Consider the following 18,909-nt stretch of genomic DNA (forward strand, 5'->3'; position numbering starts at 1 on the left):
CTCGCCGCGCGCCGAGCAGGTGCGCGTCACCGGCTCGGATCTCGACCAGCGCGGCGCGCTGGAGCGCGCCCGGGGCCGGCTGGTCATCGGCGCTTTCGTCTTCATCGGCCTGTTCAGCCTGCTCGGGCTGAAGCTGATCTGGGCGACGGTGGTGGCGCCGATCCATCCCAGCGCCGCGCAGATCGCGGCGATGACGCCGCAGCTCTCCGAGACCCCGCCGCCGCCCTCGCGCGCCGACATCGTCGATCGCAACGGCGTCATCCTCGCCGTCTCTCTCCCCGGCGCCTCGCTTTACGCCGACCCGCAGCAGGTGCCCGACCCGCAGGCCGCCGCCACGGTGCTGGCCAACGCGCTGCCCGGCGCCAACCAGGCCTGGCTCGCGCATCAGCTGGGCGATGGCGTGCCCGCCGAGAAGCGCAAGGAATTCGTCTATCTCGACCGCCGGCTGACCCCGCAGGAAGAGCTGGCGGTGAACTCGCTCGGCATTCCCGGCGTGTATTTCGAAAACCGCGAGGAGCGGCATTATCCGGATGGCAATCTCGCCGCGCATATTCTGGGCGGGGTGCGCATCGACAGCTCCGGTGTGGCCGGCGTCGAGGAATATTTCAATAAGCGCCTGACCACCGACCCGCAGCCGCTGCAGCTCTCCATCGATGCCCGCATCGAGAGCATCGTGCATGACGAGCTGGCCTCGGCGGTGAAGGAGTTCCAGTCCCCGGGCGCCTGCGCCATCGTGATGAACGTGAAGACCGGCGAAGTGGTGGCGATGGTCAGCCTGCCGGATTACGACGTCAATGATTACGGCGCGGCCAAGCCCAACAACCAGTTCAACCGCTGCGTCAATGGCAATTACGAGCCGGGCTCGGTGTTCAAGCTGCAGACCGCCTCGATGGCGCTGGATAGCGGGCTGATCCATTGGTGGGATTATTTCGACACCACCCACCCGCTGAAGATCGGCCGTTTCCACATCACCGATTTCGAGCCGACGAATAAATGGATGGCGCTGCCGGAGATCATCAACGTCTCCTCCAATATCGGCGCCTCGCGCATCGCCACCATTCTGGGGCCGAAGATCGAGCAGGCCTGGTACGCCAAGCAGGGCTTCTTCAAGCCGCTGGACATCCAGCTCCCCGGCCCGCCGATGCCGCTTTTCCCGTCGAAGGATAATTGGGGCCTGGCGGCGACGATGACCGTGTCCTTCGGCGCCGGCATCGCGATTTCGCCGCTGCAGCTGGTCACCGCCACCATCCCCATCGTCAATGGCGGCATCCGCTATGATCCGACCCTGCTGAAGGTGGACCCGAACGGGCCGCAGCCCCAGGGCGTTCGCATTATGCAGCAGAGCACCTCGGACTTGATGCGCAAGATCATGACCAATGTGGTGCTGTTCGGCACCGGCAAATATGCCGGGGTGCCGGGCTACATCATCGGCGGCAAGACCGGCACGGCGCAGGTGGTGGGGCCGAATGGGCGCTATCTGCTGCACACCAACAACGCCTCCTTCATGGCGGCGTTCCCGATGCAGGATCCGCAATATCTGATCTATGTGCTGGTGCTGCAGCCCAAGCCGGACAAGACCACCTTCGGCTTCACCACCGGCGGCTTCATCGCCGCCCCCACCGTCTCGCGGATCATCGCGCGGATGGGGCCGATGCTGGGCATCATGCCGTCCACCGGCGACCAGCTGGCGCAGCTGGAGGCGAAGCTGACCGTGCCGCTGGACCCGACCCCGCCGCCGGGCCAGCGCGCGCTGGGGCCGGGCGATCCGCTGCCGCCGGGAGCGAATGCCTTCGCCTATGAGCTGATGGGCAAGAAGCCGCCCCAGGCCAACAGCGCCGCCGCCAAGGAGGATGAGCCGCAAGGGGCGCAGGCCAAGCCCGCCGCCTCCAAGGGCCGCAAGACGCATGACGGGGTGATGGCGCCGGTCTCCCCGATGATGGGCAGCCATATGACGGCGCGGGACACCGGATATGAGCAAGGTTGAGATGCAGGGTGTGATCGGCATAACAGCGGATAGCCGGGCGGTGCAGCCGGGCTATCTGTTCGCGGCGTTGCCGGGGGTGAAGGCGGATGGACGGCGCTTCATCGCCGAGGCGGTGGCGCGCGGCGCGATCGCGGTGCTCGCCCCGAGGGCACGCTCTGGCCCCCCGGCGTGCCGCCGCGCCGGCTGATCACCGCCCCGGACCCGCGCGCCAAGCTGGCCGAGCTGGCGGTGGAGTTTTTCGGCAAGCTGCCGGAGCGGCTGGTCGCCGTCACCGGCACCAACGGCAAGACCAGCACGGTGGATTTCCTGCGCCAGATCCTCACTTTGGCCGGGCGCAAGGCGGCGTCGATGGGCACGCTGGGGGTGATCGCGCCGGGGCATGAGCCCGCCGGCAGCCTGACCACGCCGGACCCGGTGACGCTCGCCGCCACCCTGGCCGGTCTGGCGCGCGAAGGGGTGAATGATGTGGCGATGGAAGCCTCCAGCCACGGGCTGGACCAGCACCGGCTGGACGGTCTGCGCTTCTGCGCCGCCGGCTTCACCAATCTCACCCGCGACCATCTGGATTATCACGGCTCGATGCAGGCCTATGGCGCCGCCAAACTGCGGCTGTTCGAGGCGCTGCTGAAGCGCGGCGGGGCAGGGCGGGCGATGGCGGATCTGGATGCCGATATGCTGGCCAGCCTGCGCGATGCTGCCCGCCGCCACGGCCAGAATTTCGAGACCGTCGCGGTGGAGGCGGTTTCGCCGCGCCCGGACGGGCAGGCTTTCACGATGAATGGACGCGCGGTGGCGCTGCCTCTGCCCGGCCGCTTCCAGGCGGATAACGCCGCCCTGGCCGCCGCCCTGGCCGAGGCGCTGGGGGTGGCCGACGCGCTCTCCTACCTGCCGCAGCTCACCGGGGTGCGCGGCCGGCTGGAACGCGCGCTGGTGCTGCCCAACGGCGCGGCGGCTTATGTTGACTACGCCCACACCCCGGATGCCATCGCCCGCGTGCTCTCGGCTCTGCGCCCGCACGCCACCGGCAGGCTGCATATCGTCTTCGGCGCCGGCGGCGACCGTGACCCCGGCAAGCGGCCATTAATGGGCGCGGAAGCCGCGCGCGGCGCGGATGTGGTCATCGTCACCGACGACAACCCCCGCAGCGAGGACCCCGCCGCCATCCGCCGCGCCATCCTGGCCGCCTGCCCTGACGCAAAGGAGATCGGCGACCGCCACGCCGCCATCGGGGCCGCACTGGAAGGTTTGGCCGAGGGCGATGTGCTGGTGGTGGCCGGCAAGGGCCATGAGCAGGGGCAGATCGTGAAGGGTGAGGTGATCCCGTTTGACGACGCCGCGGTGATCCGCGCGCTGGGAGGGGTGGCATGAGCGCGCTATGGACCGCCGAGGAGCTGCAGGTTCTGTTCGGCGCCGGCTACGACATTACCGGCCTCTCCATCGACACCCGCACCCTGCGCCCCGGCGATCTGTTCGTGGCGCTGCAGGGCGAGCGTGACGGGCATGATTTCGTCGCCGCCGCCTTCGCGAAAGGCGCCGCCGCCGCCCTGGTCTCCCGCCCGGTGGAGGGCCCGCATATTCTGGTGCCGGACGTGCTGAAGGCGCTGGAACAGCTGGGTGTGGCCGCGCGTGAACGCTCGGAGGCCAAGCTCGTCGCCGTCACCGGCTCGGTCGGCAAGACCACGGTGAAGGAGATGCTCCGCCGCACCTTGGCCGCTTTCGGCGTGGTGCATGCCGCCGAGGCCAGCTTCAACAACCATATCGGCGTGCCGCTGACCCTGGCGCGGATGCCGCATGACGCGGATTTCGGCGTTTTCGAAATCGGCATGAACCATCCTGGCGAGATCGCGCCGCTGGCCGCCCTGGTGCGGCCGGATGTCGCCATCGTCACCTGTGTCGACCGCGCGCATCTGGGCATGATGGGCTCGGAGCTCGCCATCGCCAAGGAAAAGGCCAGCATCTATGGCGCGCTCAGCGCCGCCGGCAAGGCGGTGATCCCCGGTGAGAGCGCCTATCTGCAGGTGCTGCGCGAGGCGGTGCCGGCCGGCCATTGCGCGTTGCTCTTCAACGGTGCCGAGGCCCGGCTGCTGGACGTGCTGAACGGCCCGGAAGCTTCCGAAATCGCCGCCGAAATCCTCGATACCAAGGTCTATTTCCACCTGCGCGCCCCGGGCCGGCACATGGCCAGCAACGCGCTCGCCGTGCTCACCGCCGCCGCCGCTTTGGATCTGGATGTGGAGATGGCCGCCGCCGCCCTCAATGGCTTCGCCCCTTCGCCGGGCGCGGCGCAAGGCGGGATATCAGGCTGGAGGATGGGCGGCGCATCGCGCTGATCGATGAGAGCTATAACGCCTCCGGCGCCTCGCTGCGCGCTGCCTTCTCGGTGCTGAAGCTGCAGCCGGGCCGGCATGTGGCGGTGCTGGGGATATTCTGGAGTTGGGCGATTTCGCCGAGGCCGAGCATCTGGCCCTGGCCGCCCCCTACGCGAGGCCGCTGACATTGTGTTTACCGCCGGCCCGCATTGCGGGGCTTTGTTCGACTCGCTGCCCCGGGCCATTCAGGGCGCGCGTGCGCCTGACGCGGCAAGCCTCGCCCCCTGGTCAAAGCCGCCTTGCGCGATGGTGACACGGTGTTGGTGAAAGGCAGCCATGGCAGCCGCATGCGTGACGTGATCTCTGCCCTGGAAAGTCCCGGCTGATGCTTTACTGGATTCTGCTTCCCCTCGCCGGGCATATCCATGCCTTCAACCTGATCCGCTATATCTCCTTCCGGGCTGGCGGCGCCTGCCTGACCGCTCTGGTGATCAGCTTCTGGCTCGGCCCGCGTTTGATCCGCCAGCTGCGCGCCATGCAACGCCACGGCCAGCCGATCCGCACGGACGGGCCGGAGCGGCATCTGATCGAGAAAAAGGGCACGCCGACCATGGGCGGCACCCTGATTTTGCTGGCGCTGGGCGCCTCCACTTTGCTCTGGGCGGATCTCTCCAATGGCTATGTCTGGGCGACCTTGATGGTCACCTTCGGCTACGGCGTCATCGGCTTCGCGGATGATTTCCTGAAGCTGACCAAGCGCAACACCAAGGGCGTCTCCGGCCGGGTGCGGCTGCTGGGCGAGGCCGCGATCGGGCTGATCGCCGCGCTCTGGATGACGCATCTGATGCCGCATGCCATCGCCGATGGTGTGGCCGTGCCCTTCCTGAAGAATTTCCTGATCCCGCTCGGCTTCATGTTCCCCCTCTTCGGGCTGCTGGTGATGATGGGCTCCGCCAATGCGGTGAATTTCACCGACGGGCTGGACGGGCTGGCCACCGTGCCGACGATGATCGCCGCCGCCGTGTTCGGGCTGATCGCCTATCTGGTCGGCAACCGCATCTTCGCCGGCTATCTGGAAATCCATTTCATCCCCGGCGTGGGTGAACTCACCGTCTTTCTTTCGGCGTTGATCGGTGCCGGCATGGGCTTCCTCTGGTTCAACGCCCCGCCGGCGGCGGTGTTCATGGGCGATACCGGCTCGCTCTCGCTGGGCGGCGCGCTGGGCGCGGTGGCGGTGGCGACCAAGAATGAGATCGTGCTGGCGATCGTCGGCGGGCTGTTCGTGGTCGAGACCATCTCCGTCATCGTGCAGGTGTTCTGGTATAAGCGCACCGGCAAGCGGGTGTTCCTGATGGCGCCGCTGCACCATCATTTCGAAAAGAAAGGCTGGGCGGAGCCGACCATCGTGATCCGCTTCTGGATCATCTCGATGATCCTCGGGCTGGTGGGTCTGGCCACCTTGAAAATCCGATGAGCCTCTTCTCCGGCAAATCCTACGCGGTGGTCGGGCTGGGGCGGGCAGGGCTGCCGGCGGCCCGGCGTCTGCGCGATCTCGGCGCCGATGTGCTGGTCTGGGACGATGGCGAGGCCGCGCGCCAGGCCGCTGCCGCCGAAGGGCTGGCGGTTGGCCAACCCTCCGAATCGGGCCGGCGCTTCGATGCGCTGGTGCTCTCGCCGGGTATTCCTCACCGCCTGCCTAAACCCCACCCGCAAGCCGCCTGGGCGCTGGCCCAGGGCATCCCGGTTTTGACGGATGCCGAGCTGCTCTATCAGGCGGTGCGCGCCTCTGGCTCCAAGGCGCGTTTCGCCGGCATCACCGGCACCAACGGCAAATCCACCACCACCGCGCTGCTGGCGCATATCCTGCACGTCGCCGGCATTCCCACCGAGGCCGGCGCCAATCTCGGCCCGGCGGCGCTCTCGCTGCCGATCCTGCCGGATGACGGCGTCTATGTGCTCGAAATGTCCAGCTATATGTTGGAGAGACTCGCCAGCCTGCGCTTCGATGTTGCGGTGATGCTCAATCTTTCGCCCGACCATCTGGACCGCCATGGCGACATGGCAGGCTACGCGGCCGCGAAGCGGGAGATTTTCGCGCGCCAGGACGAAACCTGCCTGGCGGTGATCGGCATGGACGACGCGCCCTCCCGCGAGATGGCGGCCTGGCTGCGCACCCGCCCGGCCAAGCTGCTGGAAATCTCCGGCAAGGGCCAGGACACCGGCGCGCCGGCCTTGCGCGGCGAACATAACGCCCAGAACGCTTTGGCCGCCGCTGCCCTGGCGATGGGTCTTGGCGTGCCCCAGGCGGCGATCGCCGAAGGCATCATCAGCTTCCCCGGCCTGCCGCACCGCGCCCAGCTGGTCGCGGAACGCGACGGCGTGCGCTTCATCAATGACAGCAAGGCCACCAATGCGGATGCCACCGCCCGCGCCATGGGCGTGTATGAGCGCTTCGTCTGGATCGCCGGCGGCATCGGCAAGGAAGGCGGCATCGAGGATCTCGCCCCGCTCTTCCCGCGCATCGAGAAAGCCTATCTGATCGGCCGTGACGGCCCGGAATTCGCGGCGCGGCTCAACGCGGCCGGCATTCCCAACGAATTTGTCGAAACGCTGGACCGCGCCGTGCCCGCCGCCTACGCGACGGCGAAGGCCGGCAGCGGCATCGTGCTGTTCTCCCCGGCCACGGCCAGCTTCGACCAGTTCCCGAATTTCGAACTGCGTGGCGCGCGTTTCACCGCTCTGGCGAAAGGAGAAGCCTGATGCCCTCGCTCTCCCGCGCTGATACCTCAATCGTCGGCCGCTGGTGGTGGAGTGTGGACCGCGTCACCATGATGGCGCTCGCCGTGCTGCTGGGCATCGGCTACGTGCTGGCGCTGGCGGCAATGCCCAGCATCACGCTGCATCTCTCGGACCCGCATACCCAGGACATGATCAAGCAGATCGGCTTCCTGGTCATTGGCGGCATCACCATGGTCGGCCTCTCGATGCTCTCGCTGCGCCAGGTGAAGCTGGCGGCCCTTGGCATGGGCATCATCTTTTATCTGCTCACCGCCTTCACTTTGCTACACGGCACGGAAGTGGATGGCGCCAAGCGCTGGCTCTCGCTGCCGGGCTTCACCATCCAGCCTTCGGAATTCCTGCGCCCGGCCTTCATCATCGTCATTGGCTGGTGCATCGCCGAATCCCGCCGCACCCCGGGCTTTCCCGGTCGGCGCGCGGCGATTGCGGTGTTCATCGCCACCGCGGCACTTTTGAAGATGCAGCCGGATATCGGCACCACTTTCCTGTTCACCATGATCGTCTTCACCCAGTTCTATCTGGACGGGATGGAGATGAAATGGGTGGCCGGCGCGGGAGTTCTGGTGGCGCTGGCGGGGGTTTACGCCTTCTTCTTCATCACCCACGTGCATACCCGCGTGATGATGTTCATCGACCCGCCGAAAGGCAGCCAGGCACAGACGGCTTTGATGGCCTTCGGCAATGGCGGCATGTTCGGGCTCGGGCCGGGTGAGGGCCAGGTGAAGCACTTCCTGCCGGATGCGCGCGCGGATTTCGTCTTCGCCGTCGCCGGCGAGGAGTTCGGGCTGTTTTTCTGCGCCTTCATCATCGCGGTGTTCGCCGCCATCGTGCTGCGCGCTTTGGTGCGGCTGCTGGGTGAGCCGAATTTGTTCGTGGTGCTGGCCGCCGGCGGGCTGATCGCCGGGTTCGGCTTCCAGGCCTTCGTCAACATGGCCTCCTCGCTCTCGCTGATCCCGACCAAGGGCATGACGCTGCCTTTCATCTCCTATGGCGGCTCCTCGGCCTTGGCGATTTCCATCCAGATGGGCTTCCTGCTGGCGCTGACCCGAAAACGCCATGCGGGGGACACGCAATGAAGGCCCCCATCGTCATCGCCGCCGGCGGCACCGGCGGGCATTTTTTCCCGGCCGAAGCGCTGGCGGCGGAGCTGATCGCGCGCGGCGAGCGCGTGGTGCTGATGACCGATGCGCGCTCCGGCGGGCTCAACTCCCCGGTCTTCGCGCAGACCGAAAACCACGTGCTCTCCGGCGCCGGGCTGGCTGGGCGCGGCGTGCAGCGCGCGGCGAAAGCCTCGCTGGCGCTGGCGCAAGGTGTGGTGCAGGCGCGCGCCATCATGAGCGGCCTGCGCCCCGGCGCGGTGGTGGCCTTCGGGGCTATCCTTCAGTGCCGCCCGTACTCGCCGCCGCCTTGCTGGGCGGCAAAAAGCCTTTGGTGGTGCTGCATGAACAGAATGGCGTGCTCGGCCGCGCCAACCGCTTCCTGTCGCGCTTCGCCAACATCTTGGCTTTGAATTTCGCCAACACCACGCGTCTGCCGGGCAGGATCGAAACCATCGCGGTCGGCAACCCGGTCCGCCCGGCGGTGGCCGCTTTGGCCGGGCAGGGCTATGCGCCGCCTGGCGAGGTGATCGTCCTGCTGGTGCTCGGCGGCTCTCTGGGCGCGAAAATCTTTTCCACCCTGGTCCCCGAAGCTCTGGCGATGCTCCCCGAGGCGCTGCGCGCCCGCCTGCACGTCACCCAGCAAGTCCGCAAGGATGATCTGGATACCGTGCGCGCCGCCTATGTTGCCGCCGGCATCGAGGCCGAGCTCTCCCCCTTCTTCGCGGATGTCGCCGCCTTGCTGGCGGGTGCTCATCTCGTCATCTCCCGTGCCGGCGCCTCCAGCGTCGCGGAAATCGCCGTTGCCGGGCGTCCCGCCATCTTCATCCCGCTGCCCGGCGCCATTGACGACCATCAGCGCGCCAATGCCGACGCCCTGGCCGCCTTCGGTGCCGCTTTGCGTTTGGACCAAAATGGTCTCACCCCCGCCATCCTGGCTGAAAAGATCGAGACGTTACTGATGAATCCTGAGAGTTTGGTGAAGGCCGCGGACGCCGCCGCGCAGTTGGGGCAGCCGCAAGCGGCCGCCAGGCTGGCGGATCTGGTGCAGGAAAGGATGGCGGCATGAGAGCGCTTCCGCTTTCCATCGGGCCGATCCATTTCGTCGGCATTGGCGGCATCGGCATGTCCGGCATCGCCGAGGTGCTGCATGAGCTGGGCTACCAGGTGCAAGGCTCGGACCTCTCGGAGAACGCCAATGTGCAGCGCCTGCGCGCCGGCGGCATCCAGGTCGCCGTGGGCCATGATGCGAAAAACCTTGGCCAGGCCCAGGTCGTTGTCATTTCAACCGCCGTGCCGAAGGACAACCCGGAAGTCCTCGCCGCCCGCGCCAAGCTGATCCCGGTGGTGCGCCGCGCGGAAATGCTGGCGGAGCTGATGCGGCTGAAATGGGCGGTCGCCATCGGCGGCACCCATGGCAAAACCACCACCACCTCGCTGGTTGCCTGCGTGCTGGAAGGGGCGGGGTTTGATCCGACCGTGATCAATGGCGGCATCATCAATGCCTACGGCTCCAACACCCGCCTTGGCTCCGGCGACTGGATGGTGGTGGAGGCCGATGAGTCGGACGGCTCCTTCCTGCGCCTGCCCGCCGTCATCACCATCGTCACCAACATGGACCCGGAACATCTGGACCATTGGGGCAGCAAAGAGGCGATGGAAGCCGGCTACCGCCAATTCGTTGCCAATATTCCCTTCTATGGCTTCGCGGTGCTCTGCATCGACCATCCCGCCGTCCAGCAGATGATCCCGGCTCTGTCCGATCATCGTGTCATCACCTACGGTTTCTCGCCGCAGGCGGATGTGCGCGCCGAGCGCATCATCTCGTCCAAGGACGGCGCCACCTTCGAGGTCCGCATCTCGGACCGCATCACCGGCCGTGCCCGCCGCGCCGGTCCCTTCAAGCTGCCGATGCTCGGCAACCACAACGTCCAGAACGCCCTCGCCGCCATCACCGTGGCGCTGGAGATGGAGGTGGACGAGCAGAACATCAGAGCCGCCTTGGCGAATTTCGCCGGTGTGAAGCGGCGCTTCACCAAAACCGGCGAGGCCGGCGGCATCACCGTGATCGATGATTACGGCCATCACCCGGTGGAAATCGCCGCGGTGCTGAAGGCCGCGCGCCAGGCCGGCGCGCGCGATGTGGTCGCCGTGGTGCAGCCGCATCGTTTCTCGCGCCTGCAAAGCCTGTTCGAGGAATTCTGCGCCTGCATGAACGATGCCGGCACAGTCATCGTCGCGGATGTCTACGCCGCCGGCGAACAGCCGATCGAAGGTGTCGATAAGGAAGCTCTGGTCGAAGGGCTGCGCGCGCGCGGCCACCGCTCGGTGGTGGCGATGGCCGACCCCGCGCATCTGCCCGAGATGGTGCACGCCATCGCCCGCCATGGCGACTACGTGGTCTGCCTCGGTGCCGGCAGCATCACCCAATGGGCGGCCGCTCTGCCGCATCAGCTCAACGATCTGCAGGCCCAGGCCAAGGCGGCGGGGGCCAGGCGATGATGGCAAGCACGATCCCGGCGACACGCGGGCGCCTGAAGGAAAACGAAACGCTGGCGCCGATGACGTGGTTTCGCGTCGGCGGCCCGGCGGAGTTCCTGCTGCGCCCCGCGGATATCCAGGATCTGTGCGATTTCATGGCGCAATTGCCGCTGGAAATGCCGATCACCGTGATCGGCGCCGCCTCCAATTTGATCGTGCGGGATGGCGGCATCAACGGCGTCGTCATCAAGCTGGCGCGCGGCTTCGGCGAGGTTGAGATCGAGGCGGATGGCATCATCGCCGGCGCGGCGGCCTTGGATATCACCGTCTCCGAGCACGCGGCATCAGCTGGCTTGAGCGGCCTGGAATTTCTCTCCGGCATTCCCGGCACCATTGGCGGTGCGGTGGCGATGAATGCCGGCGCCTATGGCGGGGACATGGCCGGGGTGCTGGACTGGGTCGAGATCGTCACCCGCGCCGGCGAGCTGAAACGCCTGGCCGTGCAGGAGCTGGGGCTAACCTACCGTCATTCCAACTTGCCCGCAGATGCGGTGGTGGTGCGTGCCCGGCTGCGCGCCCAACCCGGCGAGCCTGCCTTGATCGCGGCGCGCATGGCCGAGATCAAGACCAAGCGCGAAGCCACTCAGCCGGTCCGCGCCCGCACCGGCGGCTCCACCTTCGCCAACCCGGACGGCCAGAAAGCCTGGGAGCTGGTGGATGGGGCAGGGTGCCGGGGGCTGACCGTCGGCCAAGCCCAGGTCTCGGACTTGCATTGTAATTTCCTGCTCAATCTCGGCGGCGCCACGGCGGCTGAGCTGGAAGGGCTGGGCGAGGAAGTCCGCAAGCGCGTGCTGGAGAAATCCGGCGTTTCGCTGCGGTGGGAAATCAAACGAATTGGAGTGCCGGCGTGATGCGTGTTGCGGTTTTGATGGGCGGCATGTCCTCCGAGCGCGAAGTGTCGCTCAACACCGGCGCGCAGGTCTCCGGCGCGCTGCGCCAGGCCGGGTTCGAGGTGACGGAGATTATCGTCTCGGACGATCTTGAGGCGCTGCTGAAAGCGCTGAAGCCCCGCCCGGATGTCGTCTTCAACGCGCTGCACGGGCGCTTTGGCGAGGATGGCACCATCCAGGGCATTCTGGATTATATCGGCCTGCCCTACACCCATTCCGGTGTACGCGCCTCGGCTTTGGCGATGGATAAAGGCGCGGCCAAGGCGATCTTCGCCGCCGCCGGCCTGCCGATCGCCGCGCATAAGATCATCGAGATCGAGGAGCTGCTGGCACACGACCCGCTGCCGCGCCCCTACGTGGTGAAGCCGGTGAATGAAGGCTCCTCCGTCGGCGTCTCCATCGTCAAGGCCGGTGATAATCGCCGCGCGGAAATCGTCTCCGCCTGGAATTTCGGTGCGGCGATGGTGGAGGAATATATCCCCGGTCGCGAACTCACCGTCGGCGTGCTGGAAGACCGCGCGCTGGTCGTCACCGAAATTCTGCCGACTGAGAAATTTTACGATTATCACGCCAAATACGCCGCCGGCGGCTCCCGCCACGTGCTGCCGGCGCAGGTGCCCGAAAATATCGCGCAATCCGCCAAGGAGATCGCGGTGGCGGCGCATAAGGCGCTGGGCTGCCGCGGCGCCTCGCGCGCGGACCTGCGCTACGACGAAGACACAGGTAGGCTGATCCTGCTGGAGGTGAACACCCAGCCGGGCATGACCGCGACCTCACTGCTACCTGAACAGGCAGCGTATCAGGGCATGGATTTCCCGGCCCTGTGCAGCTGGCTGGTGGAGAGGGCCGCATGCCGCGTGTAGAAACGCTGGAACGCTCTTTGGCCCCCACGCCGCGCCCGCGGCGCAACAGCCCGCGCGGCAAGAAGGCGCCACCGCAGGATAGGCTCAGCCCACGCGTGCTGTTCTTCCGCCGGGTGAAACGCAGCCTGAAGCCGGGCCTGTGGATCATGGGCGGCATCGCGCTGCTGGTGGTGGGAACAGAACTGGTGCGCAGCCTCCCCAGCGCGCCGCACCACGTCGTCGCCGAGGCGCCGACCGAAATCACCCAAGCGCCGCCTGTAGCACCCGCGCGCGTGGTGCAGCCCGGCCTGCTCGCGGATGCGCTGGCCGGCATCGGGTTTCGCATCGGCGCGGTGCAGGTGAACGGCGCTGTCACCACCGATCATGCCGCGCTGAAGCAGGCCATCGGGGTGACGGATGGTGATCCCACCTTCGGCTTTTCCCTCGCCGCCATCCAGCAACGGGTGCAGGCGCTGGGGCCGGTGCAGAGTGCCACGGTTGAGCGCATCCTGCCCGGCACGCTGGTGGTGAATGTCACCGAGCGCGATGTCTACGCCATCTGGCAGAGCGTGCAGAACGGCAAGGTGGTGTTCCAGCTCATCGACAAGAAAGGCAACGTGATCCAGGACCAGGATGCGGCGGCGGCCAAGCATCGCCAGCCCGGCCTGCTGCTGCTCTCCGGCCCCGGCGCGCCGCAGCAGGCCGCCAAGCTGATCCCGGAATTGCAAGCCGTGCCCAGCGTGTTGTCTCATGTCGCCGCGGCGGAATGGGTGGATGGGCTGCGCTGGAACCTGATCCTGAAGAACCAGACGGTGGTGAAGCTGCCGGCCGAGCATGAGGCGGATGCGCTCTCCCAGCTCGCCGGTCTGCAAAGTTCCATGCAGCTGCTGGATCGTCCGGTGGAGGCGATCGATCTGCGCCAGGATGGCAGGCTGGTCGTGCGCCCCTACGCCACCCCGACATCCGACGGGTCGAAGAAAAAGAACAAACCTGACACCCGCCAGGAGGGACAATGAACAACATGACGCGCCGCGCCGCCCGGTTGGAAAACAAGCCCGCCCTGCCTGAGGATTTGCCGCGCGGCCGGGCGGTGAAATCCGGCCCGTTCGGGGTGCTGGATATCGGCTCCACCAAGGTCGCCTGCCTGATCGGCCGGGCCGAGGCGGATGGCCGGATGCGCGCTCTGGGCTTTGGCTGGCAGCAGAGCCGGGGCATCAAGGCTGGCGGCATTGTCGATCTCGACCAGGCCGAGCGCACCATCCGCGCCGCCGTCGGCGCCGCCGAGGATATGGCGGATCAGCGGCTGAAATCCGTCTATGTCAATCTCTCCTGCGGCCAGCCGGAATCGCGTTTGTTCAACGTGCAATGGCCGGTCGATGGCCGCGCGGTGAACAGCGATGATATTCGCCGCGTGGTGCGCGAGGCCCGCACCCGCGCCTCCACCGAAGGCCGTGTCACCATCCATGCGCTGCCGCTGAATTTCTCCGCCGACGAAACCCCCGGTGTGACCGATCCGCGCGGCCTGTTCTGCGACACGCTCACCGCGCAGCTGCATGTGGTGGATGCCAGCTCCACCGCGCTGCGCACGCTGCAAGCCTGTCTCTCGCGCTGCGAGCTGGATATTGCCGCCCTGGTCTCCGCCCCCTACGCGGCGGGGCTGGCGGCTTTGGTGCGCGATGAGCGCGAGCTTGGCGCCACCATCATCGATATGGGCGGCGGCACCACCACCATGGCGGTGTTCTTCGAAGGCCAGGTGGTGCATACCGCGCAGATCCCGGTCGGCGGCAATCACGTCACCGCCGATATCGCGATGGGGCTTTCCACCCCGCTCGCCCATGCCGAACGTCTCAAGGCGCTGCACGGCAATTGCCATCCTTCGCCGGACGATGCGCGCGAATTGCTGCCGGTGCCCTCCGTTGGCGAGACGGAACATCAGATCGCGCAGGTGCCGCGCTCGCATCTGATCTCCTGCATCAAGCCGCGACTCGAGGAGATTTTCGAGCTGGTGAAGGACCGACTCGAGACCGCCGGTCTCGGCCGCGCCGGCAATGGCCGCGTCGTGCTCACCGGCGGCGCCTCGCAGCTTGGCGGGGTGCGTGATCTGGCCTCGCAAATTCTGGAACGCCCGGTGCGTCAGGGGCATCCGGCCAGCGTCATCGGCCTGGCCGATGCGGCCGGCGCGCCGAATTTCGCCACCCTTGTCGGCCTGCTCGCCTTCGCCACCGGCGATGGCCAGCCCTGCAGGACATTAATTTTGAAGCCCAGCGCAGTGCCGGTTGGTTCGGCAGCTTCGTCGATTTTTTGAAAAATCGCGTTTGACAGAGAATCGACGCGGTCTTTAGCGGTATTGTTCGAGGAGAGAGAGTCATGGTCCTACATTTGTCAGTCGATAAGCCCACACATACGGATTTCACACCCCGGATCACCGTGTTCGGCGTCGGCGGCGGCGGCTGTAATGCCGTCAACAACATGATTCAGATGAATCTCCCCGGCGTGGAATTCGTTGTCGCCAACACCGATGCGCAGCAGCTGCAGCGCTCGCTGGCGGAAAAGCGCATCCAGCTCGGCCCGCACCTCACCCAGGGCAACGGCGCTGGCGGCCGGCCGGATATCGGCAAGCTCTCCGCTGACGAAGCCGCTGATGAGCTGGCCCGGCATCTTGAGAACACCCATATGGTGTTCATCACCGCCGGCATGGGTGGTGGCACCGGCACCGGCGCGGCACCCGTGATCGCACGCATGGCGCGCGAGCGGGACATCCTCACCGTCGGCGTCGTCACCAAGCCGTTCGCGTTCGAGGGCAAGCGCCGCATGCGTTCCGCCGAGGAAGGCATCATCGAGATGCAGGCCTATGTGGACACGCTGATCGTCATCCCGAACCAGAATCTCTTCAAGGTCGCGAATGAGCGCACCGGCTGGAAAGAAGCCTTCGAGATGGCCGATAACGTCCTGTACATGGGCGTGCGTGGCGTCACCGATCTGATGGTGATGCCCGGCATCGTCAATCTGGACTTCGCCGATGTTCGCTCCGTGATGCGCGAGATGGGCAAGGCGATGATGGGCACCGGCGAGGCCGAGGGCGAGGACCGCGCGATCCGCGCCGCCGAGGCTGCGATCAGCAACCCGCTGCTCGAAGACACCAACATGCGCGGCGCGCGCGGCCTGCTGATCAACATCACCGGCGGCTCCGATGTCACTTTGTTCGAAATCGACCAGGCGGCCAATCGCGTCAGCGAGGAGGTCGATACCGACGCCAACATCATGTTCGGCATGTCTCTGGATGAGACCATGTCCGGCAAGGTGCGCGTCTCGGTGGTCGCCACCGGCATCGATTCCGCCCCGGTTGCCATGCCGAATTTGAAAGTCGTCAACGGCAGCGCCGAAAATAATAATTTCGTGCAGGCGGTCGCCTCGCAGCATGCAGCCCAGCAGGGCTCCGGCCGCCCGGCGGGCTACGTGCCGGAGCCGCCGGCCGCGCCGCTGGTCTCCAAGGCCTTCGTCGAGCAGCGCCCGCATGAAGTCGCCCCGGCGCATGTCGAGGCGCATATGGAACCGGCGCCGGCACCGCGCCCGGCAGCCCCGATGCGCCCCGCCATGGCCCCGCCCGGCGCCGGTGCGGGCCCCGGAGCCGCCCAAGCCCACCTCCATCTTCAAATCCGTGTTCGGGTTCGGCGCCAGCAAGGCGCCCGCCCCGGCACCGCAGCCGCAGCACCGCCAGGAACCGGCGATGCGCGCCGACGAGCAGGAACAGCCCCGCGCCGCTGTGCGCCCGGCGCAGATGGATGAGGTCGGCCTGGAAATTCCCGCCTTCCTGCGCCGCAACCAGTAAGGCGCAAGCCGGCCAGGCGGCCCTCTCTCCCCGCCGAAAAACCTCCGGGCAAAACGCCCGGGGTTTTTTTTATGACCGGTGCGGCGCGCGTTCGTTACGCAACCAGAGCCTGAGCGCGGCCCGTGAACAAGCCGAAAACAATCTGAGGCGGCGTGCCACAATCCTTTGTTGCGCTCTGTAACTTCATTTAAAATCAGATGGTTATGGCGAAATAATCAGAAATAATGATTTATTGGCTGCAATGCAGCGAGACGCGTAATTTAGAGCCTGGTTAATGGACAGGATTTCAATGTCGTCTTTGCGTGACAGATACAGCATGATCCAGCGCGACGCTGCCGCCCGCTGCACCCTGAAGGCGCCGATTTCGGCGGTGGGGCGCGGGCTGCATAGCGGCGCGGATGTGCGCCTCACGCTGCGCCCGGCGGCGCTGAATACCGGCATCGTCTTCCGCCGGACCGATCTCGGTGTCGATGTCGCCGCGAAGTTCGACAATGTCACCGACACCCGCCTCTGCACCCTGATTTCGCGCGGCGATGCCAAAATCGGCACCATCGAGCATCTGATGGCGGCCTTGGCCGCCGCCGGGGTGGATGACCTCATCGTCGAGGTGGACGCCCCGGAATTGCCGGTGTTCGACGGCTCCGCCGCCCCTTCCTGTTCCTGATCGAGAGCGCCGGCGTCATCGAGCATGGCGGCGCCCGCCCGGTGCTGGAAATTCTGCGCCCGGTGCGGGTCGAGCAGAACGGCGCCTTCGCCGAGCTGCGCCCGCACGCTGATGGCGGCACCGGGTTCGATATCTCCCTCTCCATCGAATTCGCCGCCCGCGCCATCGGCGCCCAGGCCTATCATTTCAACCTCTCCACCGCCGGCTTCGCCGATGAGATCGCCCGGGCCCGCACCTTCACCCAGCGCGGTGAGATCGAGGCGCTGCGCCAGGCCGGGCTCGCCCGGGGCGGCTCGCTCGCCAATGCGGTGGTGGTGGATGACGACAAGATCATGAACCCCGAAGGTCTGCGTTACGCGGATGAGTTCGTCCGCCACAAGCTGCTGGACGTGATCGGCGATCTCTATCTCGCCGGCGCGCCGATCTCCGGGCGGTTCATCGGCAGCCGCACCGGGCATGCGCTGAACAACCAGCTGCTGCGGGCGGTTTATGCGGATCAGGCGAATTACCGTCTCGCCACCGGCGCGCTGGAAGCGCCGCTGCAGCTCACCGCGGCTTAAATCAGCGCGTTTTCCGGTCCGCTTCGCCTTCTTGCATCGTGGCAAGGGCTGGTTTACCTCGCCAGGGCAAACCAGAGGAGCCGTCCATGACCGCCATTGCCGACATTGTCGCCCGCGAAATTCTCGATAGCCGTGGCAACCCGACCGTCGAGGTCGATGTGCTGCTGGAATCCGGCGCCTTTGGCCGCGCCGCCGTGCCCTCCGGCGCCTCCACCGGCGCGCATGAGGCCGTCGAGCTGCGCGATGGCGACAAGTCCCGCTATAACGGCAAGGGCGTGCTCAAGGCCGTCGCCGCCGTCGAGGGCGAGATCCTGGACGCCATCGGCGGGCTGGATGCCGAAGACCAGGTCGGCATCGATAATATCCTGATCGATCTGGACGGCACCCCGAACAAGGCCCGGCTCGGCGCCAACGCCATCCTCGGCGTCTCGCTGGCGCTGGCCAAGGCCGCCGCGGTCGATAACGGCCTGCCGCTCTATCGCTATATCGGTGGTGTCTCCGCCCGCACTTTGCCGGTGCCGATGATGAACATCGTCAATGGCGGTCAGCATGCCGACAACCCGATCGACATCCAGGAATTCATGATCCAGCCGGTCGGCGCCTCTTCCATCGCGGAAGCGGTGCGCATCGGCGCCGAGATTTTCCACACGCTGAAGAAGCAGCTGCACGATGCCGGCCACAACACCAATGTCGGCGATGAGGGCGGCTTCGCGCCGAACCTGAAATCCGCCGACGAGGCGCTGGGCTTCATCGCCAAATCCGTCGAGAAGGCCGGCTACAAGCTGGGCGAGGACATCACCTTCGCGATGGATTGCGCCTCCACCGAATTCTTCAAGAACGGCATTTACGACCTCGAAGGCGAGGGCAAGAAACTCGATGCCGGCCAGTTCGTCGATTACCTGGCCGATCTCTGCACCCGCTACCCGATCGCCTCGATCGAGGATGGCTGCTCCGAGGATGATTGGGAGGGCTGGAAGCTGCTCACCGAGCGTCTCGGCGGCAAGCTGCAGCTGGTCGGTGACGATCTGTTCGTGACCAACCCGGAGCGCCTGACCCGCGGCATCGCCGCTGGCGTCGGCAACTCTATCCTGGTCAAGGTCAACCAGATCGGCACCCTGACCGAGACGCTGGAGGCGGTCGAAATCGCCCACCGCGCCGGCTACACCGCCGTCATGTCCCACCGCTCCGGCGAGACCGAGGACGCCACCATCGCGGACCTCGCGGTCGCCACCAATTGCGGCCAGATCAAGACCGGCTCGCTCGCCCGTTCGGACCGTATGGCGAAGTATAACCAGCTGATCCGCATCGAGGCAGAGCTGGGCGGCACCGGCCGGTATTACGGGCCGATGATGCGCAGGATTGGGTAAGAAAAACCCGCTTTTTTGAAAAAAAGC

10 protein-coding genes and 5 pseudogenes are annotated in these 18,909 nt (G+C 66.5%); all 15 read left to right on the plus strand.

The genetic code is table 11. The annotated features are described in order from the left end of the window. Window positions 1-19: 19 nt before the first annotated feature. The 15 genes and pseudogenes from GT370_RS01690 to eno all read left to right on the plus strand — a co-directional run bounded on the left by GT370_RS01690 (window position 20) and on the right by eno (window position 18,882). A complete protein-coding gene (locus tag GT370_RS01690) occupies window positions 20-1,984 on the plus strand; it encodes a peptidoglycan D,D-transpeptidase FtsI family protein (protein ID WP_051060224.1) in 1,965 nt (654 codons plus the stop codon). Further along, window positions 1,971-3,352, plus strand: a pseudogene (locus GT370_RS01695) (UDP-N-acetylmuramoyl-L-alanyl-D-glutamate--2,6-diaminopimelate ligase). Before GT370_RS01690 ends, GT370_RS01695 begins: the two are co-directional and overlap by 14 nt. Then, window positions 3,349-4,679: pseudogene (locus GT370_RS01700) on the plus strand (UDP-N-acetylmuramoyl-tripeptide--D-alanyl-D-alanine ligase). The pseudogenes GT370_RS01695 and GT370_RS01700 overlap by 4 nt, the downstream one beginning before the upstream one ends. Beyond that, window positions 4,679-5,767 carry a phospho-N-acetylmuramoyl-pentapeptide-transferase gene (mraY, locus tag GT370_RS01705; protein ID WP_008493551.1) on the plus strand — a complete coding sequence of 363 codons (1,089 nt, stop codon included), beginning with the start codon at window positions 4,679-4,681 and terminating at the stop codon, window positions 5,765-5,767. The pseudogene GT370_RS01700 and the gene mraY overlap by 1 nt, the downstream one beginning before the upstream one ends. Then, window positions 5,764-7,053: a UDP-N-acetylmuramoyl-L-alanine--D-glutamate ligase gene (gene murD, locus GT370_RS01710; protein WP_008493549.1), complete on the plus strand. Its 1,290-nt coding sequence runs from the start codon at window positions 5,764-5,766 to the stop codon at window positions 7,051-7,053. Before mraY ends, murD begins: the two co-directional genes overlap by 4 nt. Continuing rightward, the gene (locus tag GT370_RS01715; protein ID WP_008493548.1) at window positions 7,053-8,168 is read left to right on the plus strand and encodes an FtsW/RodA/SpoVE family cell cycle protein; all 1,116 of its coding nucleotides are present in this window, start codon (window positions 7,053-7,055) and stop codon (window positions 8,166-8,168) included. The genes murD and GT370_RS01715 overlap by 1 nt, the downstream gene beginning before the upstream one ends. Then, window positions 8,165-9,258 (plus strand): annotated as a pseudogene (gene murG / locus GT370_RS01720) (undecaprenyldiphospho-muramoylpentapeptide beta-N-acetylglucosaminyltransferase). The gene GT370_RS01715 and the pseudogene murG overlap by 4 nt, the downstream one beginning before the upstream one ends. Then, a complete protein-coding gene (murC, locus tag GT370_RS01725) occupies window positions 9,255-10,691 on the plus strand; it encodes a UDP-N-acetylmuramate--L-alanine ligase (RefSeq protein ID WP_008493546.1) in 1,437 nt (478 codons plus the stop codon). The pseudogene murG and the gene murC overlap by 4 nt, the downstream one beginning before the upstream one ends. After that, on the plus strand, window positions 10,688-11,581 hold the full coding sequence (murB, locus tag GT370_RS01730) for a UDP-N-acetylmuramate dehydrogenase (protein ID WP_008493545.1): 894 nt from the start codon (window positions 10,688-10,690) through the stop codon (window positions 11,579-11,581). Before murC ends, murB begins: the two co-directional genes overlap by 4 nt. Further along, complete coding sequence (locus GT370_RS01735; RefSeq protein WP_008493544.1) at window positions 11,581-12,483, plus strand: D-alanine--D-alanine ligase; 903 nt, start codon at window positions 11,581-11,583, stop codon at window positions 12,481-12,483. The genes murB and GT370_RS01735 overlap by 1 nt, the downstream gene beginning before the upstream one ends. Next, window positions 12,471-13,478 (plus strand): cell division protein FtsQ/DivIB, encoded by a 1,008-nt coding sequence (locus GT370_RS01740; protein ID WP_008493543.1) that lies wholly within the window; start codon window positions 12,471-12,473, stop codon window positions 13,476-13,478. Before GT370_RS01735 ends, GT370_RS01740 begins: the two co-directional genes overlap by 13 nt. Further along, window positions 13,475-14,767: a cell division protein FtsA gene (gene ftsA / locus GT370_RS01745; protein WP_270183792.1), complete on the plus strand. Its 1,293-nt coding sequence runs from the start codon at window positions 13,475-13,477 to the stop codon at window positions 14,765-14,767. Before GT370_RS01740 ends, ftsA begins: the two co-directional genes overlap by 4 nt. Before the next feature lie 62 nt (window positions 14,768-14,829). Further along, window positions 14,830-16,291 (plus strand): annotated as a pseudogene (ftsZ, locus tag GT370_RS01750) (cell division protein FtsZ). A 316-nt stretch (window positions 16,292-16,607) separates the two neighbouring features. After that, window positions 16,608-17,515, plus strand: a pseudogene (gene lpxC, locus GT370_RS01755) (UDP-3-O-acyl-N-acetylglucosamine deacetylase). An 86-nt stretch (window positions 17,516-17,601) separates the two neighbouring features. Next, entirely contained in the window at window positions 17,602-18,882 is a 1,281-nt protein-coding gene (gene eno / locus GT370_RS01760) for a phosphopyruvate hydratase (protein WP_008493537.1), read from the plus strand. Window positions 18,883-18,909: the final 27 nt, after the last annotated feature.

Origin of the sequence: Acidocella sp. MX-AZ03 (assembly GCF_027626035.1) — a bacterium.
Taxonomy (GTDB): Bacteria; Pseudomonadota; Alphaproteobacteria; order Acetobacterales; family Acetobacteraceae; genus Acidocella; species Acidocella facilis.

Coding starts and splice junctions, on each gene's coding strand:
- GT370_RS01735 (WP_008493544.1), top strand. CDS start 11,581: ATGCGTGTTGCGGTTTTGATGGGCGGCATGTCCTCCGAGCGCGAAGTG.
- GT370_RS01715 (WP_008493548.1), top strand. CDS start 7,053: ATGCCCTCGCTCTCCCGCGCTGATACCTCAATCGTCGGCCGCTGGTGG.
- murD (WP_008493549.1), top strand. CDS start 5,764: ATGAGCCTCTTCTCCGGCAAATCCTACGCGGTGGTCGGGCTGGGGCGG.
- mraY (WP_008493551.1), top strand. CDS start 4,679: ATGCTTTACTGGATTCTGCTTCCCCTCGCCGGGCATATCCATGCCTTC.
- eno (WP_008493537.1), top strand. CDS start 17,602: ATGACCGCCATTGCCGACATTGTCGCCCGCGAAATTCTCGATAGCCGT.
- murC (WP_008493546.1), top strand. CDS start 9,255: ATGAGAGCGCTTCCGCTTTCCATCGGGCCGATCCATTTCGTCGGCATT.
- GT370_RS01740 (WP_008493543.1), top strand. CDS start 12,471: ATGCCGCGTGTAGAAACGCTGGAACGCTCTTTGGCCCCCACGCCGCGC.
- ftsA (WP_270183792.1), top strand. CDS start 13,475: ATGAACAACATGACGCGCCGCGCCGCCCGGTTGGAAAACAAGCCCGCC.
- murB (WP_008493545.1), top strand. CDS start 10,688: ATGATGGCAAGCACGATCCCGGCGACACGCGGGCGCCTGAAGGAAAAC.